We start from the raw sequence: 13,886 nt of genomic DNA, 5'->3' as shown, positions 1-13,886 counted from the left end.
TTCTCCAATATGTCGCCCGGGGAATGTCGAATCGTGAAATTGCTGCAGAGCTACACGTGAGTCAGCGCACAGTGGAAAGCCACGTCAGCAATATGCTAGGGAAAACGGGTTGCCACAATCGCACTGAGTTGGCTCGCTGGGCGATCGATTATCATTACGTGTGACCTGCGCTCTTTATGAGGGGCATCCTCCAATACCTTAGCTGCTGTAACTCGCCTGTGTCACCGCTGCATGTGCTCGGCCAGTAGGGCTTGGGCGCGGGGTTTATAGAGTAGATGGAACAGCGCTTCCATGTAGCGCATCATATCTTCGCGGTTTTCTTGGGAAGAGAAGTTCCAGAAGCCATAGATCTTGGCAAGGGAGAGCAGGCGGCTGCAGTGAATTTTCCAAGTGTAGGTGCTATAGACCCGCTCGATGCCGGCTTTGGAAATCCGTTGCCACTCCTGGGGATCGCGATCGCAAGCCTCCAGAAAGCGGACGATGGTTTCGGCCATTTCTTCTAAGTGGGTTGGGTTGATATAAAAGCCATTCACCCCATCTTGGATAATTTCCAGAGGGCCACCAAAGCGCGTACCAAAGGTGGGCAGACCACTGATCATTGCCTCCAGAATCGTTAAGCCAAAGGCTTCAAACAAAGCAGGCTGGACAAAAATCCCTTGGCGATCGGCAATAATGCGATAAATTTCCCCCGAATCTGCTTTTGGTAAACGAATCCCTAGCCAGCGAATTTTGCCATGAAGATTGTATTCATGGATGATTTGGTAGAGCTTCTCAATCTCGGCAATTTCCTCGCGATCGCTGGAGTCTGCGGTGCGTAACTTGCCCGCCACCAAAATTAAGTTGCAGCGCTCCTGCAGTGCTTTGCTGCGGCCAAAGGCTTCCGCTAGGCCGGTGAGGTTCTTAATCCGATCCAGCCGTGCCATCGAAAAGAGGGGGCGTTTTTCAGGAGCCTCTAAGTAACCATAGATCTGCTGCGGGTCTTCAAGGGTAAAGAGCAGTTCCTCCAACCGCTGGCGATCGCCCTCTAGTCGCTCCGTATAGTGGTAGTAGGGAAAGTAAACTTGTTCATTCACCCCCGGTGGCACCACATTAAACTTCGGGCTAAAGAGTTCAATGCCATTCACCACATGGTACAGATCGGGCATTGTAAAGGACTGATAGGACTCGTACTGGCCGATGCTGTCGGGTGTGCCCACAATCTCTTGGTAGGTACTGCTGATAATAAAGTTGGCGGCATTCATGGCAATCAGATCCGCCGTAAATTGCAGCGAGAAGTGATACTTATCCTCCAAGTCCTGCCAGTAGAGGTTACTAAACAGGTATTTCGATTTCTCGAGGGCATGGGCAATGTTGCACTGGGTAACCTTCAGTCGCCGCGCCAAGAGGAAAGCCACTAGGTTGCCATCGGAATAGTTGCCAATAATCAAGTCGGGGACATGGCCAAACTCGGCTCGCAACTCTCGCTCCGCATCAATGGCAAAGGTTTCCAAATAGGGCCAGATTTCAAAGCGAGAAATCCAGTTTTGCGTCACCTTAGGATTAAATTCCCGGAAGGGGACCCGCAGGATCCAAGCATCATTGGTGCCGTAGATTTTCTCTAGGCGTTGGTTGCACAGGGTCCCTTCGGCGTTGGGAATCAAACGGGTGAGCACAATAATTTTAGGCCGTGCCTCGAGTACCCCCAACCCCGCCAGTTCTAAATCCTCCCGCATTTGTTTTTCAAGGCTTTTCACTTGGTCGAGGATATAGACCACCTGCCCACCGGTGTCGGGTCGCCCCAGCACCCCCTCTTGGCCAAACCAGCCGTGGGGAGAAATCAGGGCAATGCGAAAGAGCATCGGAATCCGCGAGACAAAGGCCTCCAGCACTTGGTGATCGGGAGAGTCCAAGAGTTGATCCAAAATTTCTAGGGTGTCCCGCACCCGGGCGACAGTATTGCCCCAACCCGGTTCAAAGCCGAGATTTTGCAGTTCAAAGCGAAACTCACTATAGGCCGCGGCGGGGGCGCGATCGCTTAGGGTTACAAGAGCTTGTTTCACCTGTTCTGAGAGGTGTTGAGGAGAGCGAATCCGCTCATTAATCAGGAGTTGATAGCCGTTGTAGCGGTGAATTTGCAAAAAGTTAAAAAGGTTTTGCTGCCACTGGCGCGGGTCTTGGAACAGCTTACTAGATAAGTAACGATTGAGAAATTCCACCCCCTTACCGATATTCTTGGCATCGCGGATGATCGGCGAGTAGTCATAGAAAGGCTGAACATCAATTTCAAAAACATCCCCCTCGTTGGGATGGTAGTGATTGACAAGGCGATCGCGCAGATCCAATAGCTCCGGGATCGTCATCGGCACAATTGTCAAATCCTCCACCAGCAGCCGACACACCTCCTGCTGCGCAATCCGTGGCCGAATAATCCAGCAGAGACTTTCGTTGTCAACAATGATCTCCTGGGTGTAGAACACCAGCTTACTGAGGCGTGACTCTGAGGGTGGGGGGACAGGTCGCCCTTGATTGCGACAGTAATCTGCAAAGGCATCCAGAATATCATTGCGCAGGAGATAACCTTTTTCTCCTAGTTGCAGGATGCGTGAAAACTGGCGCAGATCGGCACGTTCATCACTTTCAACAACGGATTTGAGGAGCACAGAGGTCATCGGCAAACTCAGAACACGGCTTTTACTTGAGACGGCACAGGGGCTTGGGTCGTTTCCATTCTAGGTTTCTCCCTGAATAGGGTCAATTTTGCACCAGCGATCGCCGGATCTGGCCATAGTTCCAAAAACCAAACCACAACCACAACAGCAATAGGCCACTTGTCAGTCCCAGCACCGGTGCAACGCCAAAATTGCGGATCAGAATCGGTGCTGCAGCAGTAAACAACCCACCCCCGACAATTGGCTCAAAGAGAATTTGCTTGTAGGCAAAACTTTCCAGTGCCCCCGATTGATTGCGGGGGTCTACCATACGAATCAGCAATAATCCAGTAGATGTCACTCCCATTGATTGCCCCATGTCACCAATCCCACGCTCAAACCAGAATATGGGCAAAATTCGCGGCGCTAAATAGAGCATGACAAAGAGATTCCAACCAATTCCCCCCAAACTCAAGAGGATAAAGGGGATGAGATTTTCACCAATGGCCGTTAAAGAGAGGGTGGCCAGGGCGGTAATAATCGTCACATCCAAAGCTACACCGCCAATGTGGTTAATCAGTGGCCGGCTAATCAGGTACTGTTTGCGCCAACGGGTCAAGATTAACTGCACAATAATGCCACCGATGAGAGCCAAGGGAAATAGGGGCACATAGGCCATGAGCTTCAAACCCGTGTGTCCCCAACTGACACGCTCTAAGAGCCGCAGGGCCTCAAGAATCACCCAGCCCACAAGAATCGCCAAGCCGACAAAACAGAAATTTAATGACAAAGGATCAATGAGTAACTCCCGCAGCAGTTGTTGGCGCCGCTGCCGTGTTTCTGCGTCATCGTGGGGATGGGGGTCTGGATTCTCCTCAGCTTTGAAGTCTGCCAAGGGTTGGATCTGGAGGCGTCCCGTGCGCCGTGCCCAGTTAATCAGTGCCACCCCAAAAACCACCCCAGAGACCAAACCCACCGTCGCCAAGCCCAAGGCCATATCAGCACCCGCACTAAAGTTTAACTCCCTAAAGGTATCGGCCATCCCAGCGGCAGTTCCATGTCCCCCCTCAAAGGTGATCTCAATCAGGGCACCAGCAATCGGATCCATGCCAAATACGGGAGTGAGAACAAGCCAAGTTAGCAGCAAACCCACAACATATTGCCCCCAAGCCAGAATCTGACCAAAGGCGACCTGCGGTGAGGCTTTCTGCCAAATTTCCCGAGGGCTAGGGATGATCTCCCCTAAAAATAGACAGGCGAAAACAATGTTGATGAAAATACTCGGGGATTGCTTCCAAACTTCACGGATATCTTCGGCAAAAAGGCCATTGACCAAACCCGAGGCGGGAGCAATGTGGCTGGCGATCGCCCCCAGCACACTAGGACCAAGGATGAGTCCCAAGATGCCCGCAATCACTGAACTGGGCATATAGAGGGATTTCATGAGTGCCCAACGCTGCCGCACAATTCGCCCCCCCAGCAGCAAAACACCCATGAAAATAAACGCCCAAAAAACTGTCACTAGCCTAAACATCTGCGATGCCAACTCCTAAAGATTGCCGTGATCATAGAGCCTGCAACAGCAGGACTCAACCCCTCAAAAGTTCGTGGCGGCGCAACCAATCCAAAAGTAGGCCATTGACGCGATCGGGCTGTTCATCGTGGGGGCAGTGCCCGCTGTGATCGAGCGCCACCACTTCCAGTGTTGGCTGGACCTGTTGAAACTGCCGGCTAAGGATTGGGGGGATGAAGCGATCCTGTTTTCCCCAAATCAGCAATAGGGGTTGGGACACACGCTTGAGCATCCTCTTGGCGCTGGGTCCGAAGTCTGGACGGCTCATGGCGCGAATGATTTGCCCAAAGGCGCGATCGCTATGGCGGTCGTAGGCCGGGGTAAGCAGAATTTCCAGCAATTCATCATCCACACAGGCGGGGTTGGCGTAGGCCAGTTGGGCCCAGCGCTTGACAATAAAAGGACAGCGAATTGTGTAAAACAGAGCGCGCAGCAGCCAAGGGGCGGTAAAAATCTGTTCAATTGTCCCCACAAGGGGTGCGATCGCCCGTGGAATCAACTCTTCACGCAGGGCTGGATCCGGCAGACTCAACATCACCACTCCCGCCGCCATCTGCGGGTAGCGGTAGGCGCAGGTGAGAGCAATCAAGGCGCCAATGGAGTTGCCAACCACCACTGCTGGTTGCCCCACAATTCCTTGCCAAAAGGCATGAACCTGAGCCGCCCAAAACTCAGCACCATAGGCCGCAATGGGCTTTTCTGCTGCCCCGAACCCCATCAAATCAAGGGCATAGGTCGGCTGATGCTCTCCCAGCAGCCGCAAATTGTACCGCCAGTGCCCTAGAGATGCCCCAAAGCCGTGCAGCAAGATCACGGGAGACCCCCGATCCCCCTTGGAAGCAGGTCGCCAAAAACCATAGCGACTCTGCCAGCCCCGCCAGCACCAATCCCGCTGGACGCCATAGCGATAGGGCTCCACCAGTTGTCTCCTGTACCCATTCATCCAATAATGACTTCTATCTTATGAAGTTTTGCAACAGATTCATCCAGACCCAAAAGGAGTTCGACCTTGAGTCCATCAGCAACCGTACAAACAAAGGACGCGATCGCCCCCCACGGCGGTATCCTTGTCAATCGTATTCTGTCCCCCGAACAAAAACAGGCTTGGCTTGCTCGCGCCGATCAATTGCCCCGCGTGACCCTCGATGAGCGAGCTGTCTCTGACTTGGAACTCATTGCCATTGGTGGCTTTAGCCCTCTGACGGGATTTATGGGACAGGCCGACTATGAGCGAGTTGTCGAAGAAATGTATCTTACCAATGGGTTGCCCTGGTCAATTCCCATTACCCTCTCTGTCAGTGCTGAGGTGGCGGCTCCCCTGGAAATTGGCCAAACCATTCGCCTAGATAATGCAGCGGGTCAGTTTTTGGGAATTCTTGAACTCACCGAAAAATATACCTATGACAAACGCCGTGAGGCTCGCTGTGTCTATCGCACCGAAGATGACAAACACCCCGGCGTTAAGGTGGTCTATGAACAGGGAGAAGTCAACCTTGCAGGTCCGATTTGGCTCCTAGAGCGACATCCCCATCCCCAATTTCCCAACTATTGCATTGATCCAGTGGATTCCCGTGCCCTTTTCCGCGCAAAAGGTTGGCGGACGATCGTTGGTTTTCAGACCCGCAACCCGATCCACCGTGCCCATGAATATATTCAAAAATGTGCCCTTGAAATCGTTGATGGCCTCTTTTTGCATCCCCTTGTGGGCGCCACCAAGGAAGATGACATTCCTGCGGACGTGCGGATGCGCTGCTATGAAATTGTGTTGGACCACTATTTTCCCAAAGATCGGGTGATTCTAGCGATCAATCCGGCAGCCATGCGCTATGCAGGGCCACGGGAGGCAATTTTCCATGCCCTCGTCCGCAAAAACTATGGCTGTACCCATTTCATCGTTGGTCGCGACCACGCTGGCGTGGGAGACTACTACGGCACCTACGATGCCCAACATATCTTTGATGAATTTGATCCAGGGGCCTTGGGGATTATTCCCTTGAAGTTTGAGCACGCCTTCTACTGCACCCGCACTCAGTCGATGGCCACCAGTAAAACGAGTCCCAGCAAACCTGAAGAGCGCATTCACCTCTCAGGGACTAAGGTACGGGAAATGCTGCGCCGAGGAGAATTGCCGCCTCCAGAGTTTTCGCGGCCAGAAGTTGCAGCAGAACTGGCACGCGCTATGCGACAACCGCAACCCACGCCATAGCCCAAAAATAAAACGAGGGGGTCAAGCTGACGGCAGCAAGACCCCTAAGAAGTTAGCAACGACGATAGAGTAACTCAACAACTAAGGTGGACAACTTGTGGTTTCAACTGGCGACTCAAACCCCACTCGGCGATCTTAACCGATCAGGCTTGGAGCATGGACACTAGGTACTGAATTGCTGTCAACGTTGACGACCTTGGATATTGGGAGGTTACCTAGCTTTGCCTTAACTCCCATGGACACAGGATGGGGACTTCGGCAGTAACCACACAAACGATAAGGCTGGATAAAGCGAGAGGACAAATACACAACGGTGAAGCTCAAAGGATTAATTTTGATGTTACCCGCAAGACAGGAGTGAGATTTATCTTGGAGTAACTTTGCTTTATCCTGAACTCAAGGACTGGGAGGCACAAGCCTTAAGTTCACTCTTATCGTTAACCTTTCTTTCTGTGCCTACTTTTAAGTTAGCATAGCCCTTTGGGAATCCTCAAATGTTAACTGAAAATTCAATATCTGAAATATTCCTTAACTGATTCTGCAATATGCCGTTAGATTTAGTGGTTGCGCCCTTTTGGTGGTATTTTTCGACCGAACATTTTCGACCGAACATTACTTTTAACAGTTGGGGCGATCGCCCCCAGCTCATAAAAAACTGCACCCGCCCCCTCCTTGCCACTATGGCGGAGCTGATGCAGAACTATACTGGTTATTTTTACCTGTAAAGTCTCTATAGGGGTTCTGCTTGCGCAAGACAGTAACTAGCTCTTACGGGCGGGTGTCCCCGTGAAGGGCTGTGCTCCTGTGGAAGGATAGTGATCATTCCGCGGGGTGAAGATGCGTCCAAATGCCTCCATCAAAAAGACCATCATACTTTGCAGTTTCTCCCGTATTGCTCTTAACATAGGTCAACTCCTAAAGAAAGTGATTTAGGCTTCCGCCTGTGGCTGAATGAATGAACACCGCAGGAAAAACCCGAAACTTGCTCTACCGGAGCAACGGGATCGGACTTTGTCTCCGGGCCATTAGGTATAGCCCTTTTCCCATGCATGGAACACACTCCCAACTGGGAAAGCTCCTATAGGAGAAGATCGTTTTCCCGCCTGCAGCCCATCCATAGAAAAGGACTCTAAAGGCTGTACTTTTAGTATAAAAAATCAGACCCGTTGCCTGAGAGAGTTTGAGACAATTTTTTATATCCTGAATAAGGAAGTTATTGATTTGTGAAATTCTGTTCTCAATGAGATTCCACCCATGACATTTCTTCCCCCTCTTTCTGATCTTTCGCTGCGCTCGCAGGTGGCGCAAATGGTGGTTGTGCGAGCCAGTGGCTACCTCTACGATCGCCAGATTCAGTATCCCGCTTGGGAGCCGCCCCAAAACACCTTAAAACACTGGATTAAAGACTGGGGAGTAGGCGGGGTGATTCTCTTGGGGGGCAGTGCCGTCGAAGTGGCAGAACGCTGTCAGCAGCTTCAATCTTGGGCGACGATTCCCCTATTACTCGCAGCGGATATTGAGGAGGGGGTCGGCCAACGCTTCAGTGGTGCGACGCAATTTCCGCCGCCAGCGGCTTTGGGAGCCATTGCCAAAAAGAATCCACAACGGGCGGTTGAGCTGGCTAGGGCAATGGGAGCCCACACCGCAGCTGAGGCTTTAGCCATTGGCTTAAATTGGGTGCTTGCCCCAGTGGTGGATGTGAATAACAATCCCGCGAACCCAGTGATTAATGTGCGTGCCTTTGGCGAGGAGCCAGACATTGTGAGTGCTCTGGCAACCGCTTTCATCCAAGGGGCACGTACCCATCCAGTGCTAACAACGGCAAAACATTTTCCCGGCCATGGGGATACGGCAACGGATTCCCATTTAGAGCTACCCGTGATGCCCCACGATCGCGATCGCCTGCAAGCCATTGAATGGCCGCCCTTTATTGCTGCCATTGCTGCAGGGGTGGATGCTGTCATGAGTGCCCATGTCCACCTACCTGCCTTGGATGCCGAGCGGCCCGCCACCCTGTCTCCCCCAATTCTCACGGGAATTTTGCGCCAACAGATGGGGTTCAGGGGGCTAATTGTCACCGATGCCCTGGTCATGGGGGCGATCGCCAACGCCTACGGTACCGCCGAAGCCGCCGTCAAAGCTGTAGAAGCCGGTGCCGATATTTTGCTCATGCCCTCAGATCCCCCAGCAGCCATTGAAGCAGTGGTTGCTGCCGTTGAGTCAGGGCGGATTCCTTCTGAACGCATTCAGGCTGCCGTAGCCCGCATCCAAGCTGCAAAGGATCGCCTTCAGCCCTTGGCATTGCAGTTGGACTATTTCCAAACCACACCAGCAGTTGAGGTGGCCACCACTATTGCCCAGGAGAGTCTTGAGCGTGCCGGCCCCCCCTTGCCAGCAGTGACCTCTGGGGTCAATTGTCTGATTGTGGATGATGCCCTACAGGCGAGTTTTTTGAGCCGTACCTCTCCAGCCCTCACCCTGCCTCCCACTTGGGGATTTAGCCAACGACTGGTGGTTGATCAGCAAACACCCCTGACGATGATTGAGGCCTTGCCCAAGGCACCGACCTTAGTGCAGGTGTTTAGTCGCGGCAATCCTTTCCGAGGCAAAGCGGGTTTAAGTGCGCCAGCGATCGCCACCCTCGAACAACTGCAAACCCAAAATCAACTGGCGGGTCTGGTGGTTTATGGCAGTCCCTATGCCTACCAGGAGATAACCCAGTGGCTTCACCCCAAGGTGCCCCGCGTCTTTAGCTATGGACACTACAGCATTGCCCAAGGTCTGGCGCTGGCGTACTTACTAAGGGTTTCTTGATCTCTTGTGAGGGAATCCATAGGAAACCCCTATACTGCTTTCACGTCCCTAGAGATACCCCCCTAGGATTTGGTGCCATGATAAAGTTTCCTACGGTGGCTGGCTTGGCAACTCTCTACACAGTTGCCACAACCCTAGCGATCGCCCCCATGAGTTTTGCAGCTCCCCAGTCTTGGCTCGATCAACCGCTGCGTAACTGGAATCCCAGCCTGCCTCTCCTAGACATTCCCCCGCGGGGCAATCCAGATCCCGGTGAGTTGAACCGCTGTCGCAGCACACTGCGTTCTCCTCAATCCATGGCCGATCGCCTGATCCAACAGCGGGGCTGGTATCTGGTGGGCACACCCATTCGCCATCAGAATGTGGAAATTATCCTTGGTAATACTAGTTTTGATGGTATGTGTCGCCCGATGGGGTATCAGGCCTTTGTTTTTGCCCGGGGACGTTACTTGGGAACATTGTCGCCAAATCTCATGGATTCCCGTGCCGATGGCTCGTTCCTTGGCAAGGTCAAGTTCCAAAGTGATGGCACCTTCACCGCAGACTTTGCCCGCTATCACCCCAACGATCCCCTCTGTTGCCCTAGTCGCATCAGTACCGTGACCTATCGCCTTGAAGGGGGACTACTGCCTCTGCCGCGCTTAGTGCCGGTGGTCGTTTCCACACAAGCAACGGGGAATCACCCTCCCGACCTGAGCCTCAGCGGTCCGGACCTCAGCCTTAGCGGTCAGCGGTGGCGTCTCAGGCGCATCGCTAATGAAGCCGTGCCAGTGGATACCGCCTTCATTGAGTTTGAGGGTGCCAACCGCCGTGCCAATGGCTTTACTGGCTGTAATCATTTTAATGGTGGCTACATCGCCAACGGCCCACGTCTCCTTTTTGCCCCCTTAGCAACCAGCCAACGTCACTGTGGCCAAGAACAGCTTCAGAGTGTGGAAACCCAGATGCTACAGGGCCTCAACCGCACCAACCGCTACCGTATTCAAGGAAATACCCTGCAACTTTTTGAGGGTAATCGCCTATTGTTGACCTTTGAAGCGGGTGCGACTGCAAGTCCCCTCAGTGGCCGCTGGCAACTTCAGCGCCTCGGGAATCCGCCGCTGCCACCGCGTAATCCCATGGATACCGTGTTTATTGAGTTTGATCCCAGTGCCCAGCAAGCAACAGGTTTCAGTGGCTGTAATAACTTTACCAGTGGCTACAGCGTCAATGCCCAGCAATTGCGGTTTTCAGCAGTTGCGACAACGCGGCGAGCCTGTATGGGTCCATGGGCACAAAGGATAGAGATGTCGTTTTTGCAGAGCCTCGAGCAAACGAACCGCTACCGCATTGAGGGAAATACATTGACGTTCTATGATGGCGATCGCCCCCTTGCGATGTTTCAGCGAACACCCTAGGGAAGATCTGCCATTGAGTGATTCTTCATGACCGAGAAACCTCGTCCCCGCAAAAAAAATCGCCCGACAGCGACCCGCCCTCCTCGCCCCCAGCGACGCACTCCAGCCAAACCAATTCAGAAGGCACCCCCAACTGCCCCGGTGGAGGATGCCCCCGAACTCCTCTATGGTCGCCATGCGGTGCTCTCAGCCCTTGAAAGTGGCCGTCCCTGCAACCGTATTTGGGTGATTCCTTCGCTGCGCTACGATCCGCGTTTTCATCAACGCTTGAATGAAGCCAAACAGCAGGGAGCAATTATTGATACCGTCACTCCGGAGCGCCTCGATCAACTCTGCCAGCGGGGACGACATCAGGGGATCGCCATTCAGGTGGCTGCCTATAACTATTGGTCCCTTGAGGATCTGTTGGCCAAGGCTGCAACCGTGAATCAACCGGTGCTATTGGCCGCTGATGGCATTACGGATCCGCAAAATCTTGGTGCCATGATCCGCACTGCAGAGGCCCTAGGGATGCAGGGGGTGATTATTCCCCAACGACGGGCAGTGGGTATTACCGCAACCGTGGCCAAAGCAGCCGCAGGCGCCTTGGAGTATTTACCGGTGGCACGGGTGATCAACCTCAACCAAGCCCTTGAAACCCTGAAGGCAGCGGGCTATTGGATCTATGGCCTCTCGGAGCGCGGCGCTGTGCCCCTACCGAAAATCACCTTTGATCGCCCCACCGTTTTTGTGGTTGGCAGTGAAGGGGATGGGATTAGCCTGCAAACGCAAAAGCATTGCGACGAAATTGTTGCCATTCCCTTGGCAGGGCGCACCAGTAGCCTCAATGCCTCAGTGGCGGTGGGGATTGCCCTCTACGAGATCAGTTGTCAGCGATCGCCCGCTTGGGATTTGACCCAGGGACCCCAGGGCTAGGACACTGTTGCCACAGACCGCAGGGCAAAAATTTTATTGAGAACCTCCTCAACCACCTTATCGGGGGTGGAGGCACCGGAGGTAATGCCAATCGTGATCGGGCGATCGGGCAGCCAGTTTTCAGCCACGGTGGGATTCTGATGCAGGGGCTTGTGCTCAATGCGATTTCCCGGCCCAATGCGATCGGCAGAATCAATGTGGTAGGAGGGAATCCCATGCTCAATGGCAATTTCCTGCAGGTGGGTGGTATTCGAGGAGTTGTAGCCACCTATGACCACCATTAGATCCAAGGGTTCCTTGACCAAGCTGAGCATTGCATCTTGGCGTTCTTGGGTGGCATCGCAAATCGTATTGAAGCTCATAAAGTGCTCATTGAGGCGATCGGGCCCGTATTTTTGGATCATCGTACGCTCAAAGAGTTTGCCGATTTGCTCTGTTTCCCCCTTGAGCATCGTTGTTTGGTTGGCAATGCCGACCCGCACCAGATCGCGATCAGGGTCAAAGCCAGGGGAACAGGCCTTGGCAAACTTGGCCATAAATGCGGCGCGATCGCCCCCCTGGAGGATGTAATCGCAGACATAGCGGGCTTCCTCTAGGTTGAGCACAATCAAATACGTGCCGGCAAAGGAACTGGTGGCAATGGTTTCTTCGTGGTTGTATTTACCGTGAATGATCGAGGTGAAACTTACCTTTTTGTGCTTCTCAACACTGTGCCACACCTTCGAGACCCATGGGCAGGTGGTATCCACAATCGTGCAGCCGCGCTCATTGAGCAATTGCATTTCTTGGACACTGGCACCAAAGGCCGGCAAAATCACCACATCCCCCGGGCGCACCTCACTAAAGTCCTTTACCCCATTCACAAGGGGGATAAATTCCACGGCCATTTGCCGTAGGCGCTCATTCACGGAGGGGTTATGGATAATTTCATTAGTGATCCAAATGCGCTCTGTAGGAAAGTGGGTGCGGGTTTCATAGGCCAGGGCAACGGCACGTTCAACTCCCCAACAAAAGCCAAAGGCTGCCGCTAAGCGAATCGTCACATCCCCCTGCTGCCAGCGATAGCCATTGGCGCGGATTTGCTGAATCAGAGAACTTTGATACTCCCCTTGGAGCTGCTGGTTCACTGCCTCGCCGTGGCCAAAGCCTTTGCGGTGGTAGTTTTCTGAACTGTGTAGCGATCGCTTGAATGCGCGGGTATCCATTGGTTCTCCTCTGAGGCAATCTGATGGTATTTTGACACACTCTAGAGAGCAACCATGGGGCTGACGCCCCGCTGGGCTAACTCCTGCACTGTTGCTCGCGCCCAGCGATCGGCGGCCAAAATATCCTCTAGGGTGGGATTAGTGATGTTTTGAGCAGAGTAGCGATCGCAGGCCATCTCAATGAGGCGGGGAATCTCAAGGAACGAAATCGCCTCGGCAATAAAGAGGGCTACCGCCTGTTCATTGGCGGCGTTGAGGACTGCCGGCATGGCCCCCCCAGCACGACCAGCAGCATAGGCCAGTCCCATACAGGGATACTTTTGGTGATCGGGCGATCGGAAGGTCAAATCCCCCGCCTTCACTAAGTCTAAGGGCGACCAATTGGTGGGGATGCGCTCGGGCCAAGCGAGGGCATATAACAAGGGCAAGCGCATGTCCGGCCAGCCCAACTGCGCCAGCACCGAGGTATCCTGCAACTCAATCAGGGAGTGAATAATACTTTGGGGATGGATGACAATCTCGATATTGTCGTAGTCCATGCCGAAGAGGTAATGGGCCTCAATCACCTCTAGGCCTTTATTCATCAAGGTTGCCGAGTCCACGGTAATTTTTGGCCCCATCGACCAGTTGGGATGTTTGAGGGCATCGGCCACCGTCACCTGGGCGAGTTTCTCCACTGGCCAATCGCGAAAGGCGCCTCCTGAGGCCGTGAGAATGATTTTCCGCAGTCCGCCTTCGGGCACCCCCTGCAAACACTGAAAAATAGCGGAGTGCTCAGAATCAGCAGGCAGCAGCTTGACACCGTACTCCTGAAGCAGCGGCAAGACCACAGGACCACCGGCAATTAGCGTTTCCTTATTGGCTAGGGCAATATCTTTGCCCGCTTTAATGGCGGCGATCGTCGGCACCAGACCGGCACAGCCGACAATGCCCGTGACGACAACTTCGGCATCTCCATAGGCGGCCACCGCTGCAATACCCGCTTCCCCAGCCACTAGTTGCGGTTTTTGGGGCAGATCAGCCAATGCCGCCTCTAGCTCCGGCAATTGTTCAGGATCGGCAATACTGACAATCTCCGGCTGAAATTGGCGAATTTGGGGAATCAGTCGCTCCAGGTTGCGCCCGGCAGCAAGGCCAACCACGCGAAAG

The 13,886-nt window shown here is 53.5% G+C and carries 10 protein-coding genes; 5 read left to right on the top strand and 5 right to left on the bottom strand.

Features of this window, described 5'->3' with window-relative positions; all coding sequences use genetic code 11:
- Positions 1–164: LuxR C-terminal-related transcriptional regulator (locus tag H8Q75_RS04490; protein WP_297040805.1), on the top strand; the 164-nt coding region annotated here is incomplete at its 5' end.
- Between the two features lie 57 nt (positions 165–221).
- On the opposite strand, the gene H8Q75_RS04485 is transcribed toward H8Q75_RS04490, so the two are convergent.
- From H8Q75_RS04485 to H8Q75_RS04475, 3 genes are all read right to left on the bottom strand, one after another.
- The gene (locus tag H8Q75_RS04485; protein ID WP_024124161.1) at positions 222–2,648 is read right to left on the bottom strand and encodes a sucrose synthase; all 2,427 of its coding nucleotides are present in this window, start codon (positions 2,646–2,648) and stop codon (positions 222–224) included.
- A gap of 82 nt (positions 2,649–2,730) precedes the next feature.
- Entirely contained in the window at positions 2,731–4,161 is a 1,431-nt protein-coding gene (locus tag H8Q75_RS04480) for a sodium/glutamate symporter (protein WP_365970693.1), read from the bottom strand.
- A gap of 55 nt (positions 4,162–4,216) precedes the next feature.
- Positions 4,217–5,143 (bottom strand): alpha/beta fold hydrolase, encoded by a 927-nt coding sequence (locus H8Q75_RS04475; protein WP_297040803.1) that lies wholly within the window; start codon positions 5,141–5,143, stop codon positions 4,217–4,219.
- A 66-nt stretch (positions 5,144–5,209) separates the two neighbouring features.
- Between H8Q75_RS04475 and sat the strand changes: the two genes are divergently transcribed.
- From sat to rlmB, 4 genes are all read left to right on the top strand, one after another.
- A complete protein-coding gene (gene sat / locus H8Q75_RS04470) occupies positions 5,210–6,406 on the top strand; it encodes a sulfate adenylyltransferase (protein ID WP_024124164.1) in 1,197 nt (398 codons plus the stop codon).
- A 1,254-nt stretch (positions 6,407–7,660) separates the two neighbouring features.
- Positions 7,661–9,220: a glycoside hydrolase family 3 N-terminal domain-containing protein gene (locus tag H8Q75_RS04465; RefSeq protein ID WP_297040802.1), complete on the top strand. Its 1,560-nt coding sequence runs from the start codon at positions 7,661–7,663 to the stop codon at positions 9,218–9,220.
- 77 nt (positions 9,221–9,297) lie between these two features.
- On the top strand, positions 9,298–10,617 hold the full coding sequence (locus tag H8Q75_RS04460) for an META domain-containing protein (RefSeq protein WP_024124166.1): 1,320 nt from the start codon (positions 9,298–9,300) through the stop codon (positions 10,615–10,617).
- 27 nt (positions 10,618–10,644) lie between these two features.
- Positions 10,645–11,532 carry a 23S rRNA (guanosine(2251)-2'-O)-methyltransferase RlmB gene (gene rlmB / locus H8Q75_RS04455; RefSeq protein ID WP_024124167.1) on the top strand — a complete coding sequence of 296 codons (888 nt, stop codon included), beginning with the start codon at positions 10,645–10,647 and terminating at the stop codon, positions 11,530–11,532.
- Here the strand turns inward: rlmB and H8Q75_RS04450 are convergent.
- Together H8Q75_RS04450 and dxr are read right to left on the bottom strand one after the other, a co-directional pair.
- Positions 11,529–12,737: a 4-hydroxy-3-methylbut-2-enyl diphosphate reductase gene (locus H8Q75_RS04450; protein ID WP_024124168.1), complete on the bottom strand. Its 1,209-nt coding sequence runs from the start codon at positions 12,735–12,737 to the stop codon at positions 11,529–11,531. The two genes, rlmB and H8Q75_RS04450, sit on opposite strands and share 4 nt — an antisense overlap.
- A gap of 41 nt (positions 12,738–12,778) precedes the next feature.
- Positions 12,779–13,886: 1-deoxy-D-xylulose-5-phosphate reductoisomerase (dxr, locus tag H8Q75_RS04445; protein ID WP_297040801.1), on the bottom strand; the 1,108-nt coding region annotated here is incomplete at its 5' end.

This window comes from Thermosynechococcus sp. OHK43 (genome assembly GCF_014466085.1).
Lineage (GTDB): Bacteria > Cyanobacteriota > Cyanobacteriia > Thermosynechococcales > Thermosynechococcaceae > Thermosynechococcus.
The sequence above is the reverse complement of the archived record's forward strand: the minus strand, read 5'-3'. Positions and strand labels throughout refer to the sequence as shown.

Coding starts and splice junctions, on each gene's coding strand:
- H8Q75_RS04485 (WP_024124161.1), bottom strand. CDS start 2,648: ATGACCTCTGTGCTCCTCAAATCCGTTGTTGAAAGTGATGAACGTGCC.
- H8Q75_RS04480 (WP_365970693.1), bottom strand. CDS start 4,161: ATGTTTAGGCTAGTGACAGTTTTTTGGGCGTTTATTTTCATGGGTGTT.
- H8Q75_RS04475 (WP_297040803.1), bottom strand. CDS start 5,143: ATGAATGGGTACAGGAGACAACTGGTGGAGCCCTATCGCTATGGCGTC.
- H8Q75_RS04465 (WP_297040802.1), top strand. CDS start 7,661: ATGACATTTCTTCCCCCTCTTTCTGATCTTTCGCTGCGCTCGCAGGTG.
- H8Q75_RS04460 (WP_024124166.1), top strand. CDS start 9,298: ATGATAAAGTTTCCTACGGTGGCTGGCTTGGCAACTCTCTACACAGTT.
- rlmB (WP_024124167.1), top strand. CDS start 10,645: ATGACCGAGAAACCTCGTCCCCGCAAAAAAAATCGCCCGACAGCGACC.
- H8Q75_RS04450 (WP_024124168.1), bottom strand. CDS start 12,737: ATGGATACCCGCGCATTCAAGCGATCGCTACACAGTTCAGAAAACTAC.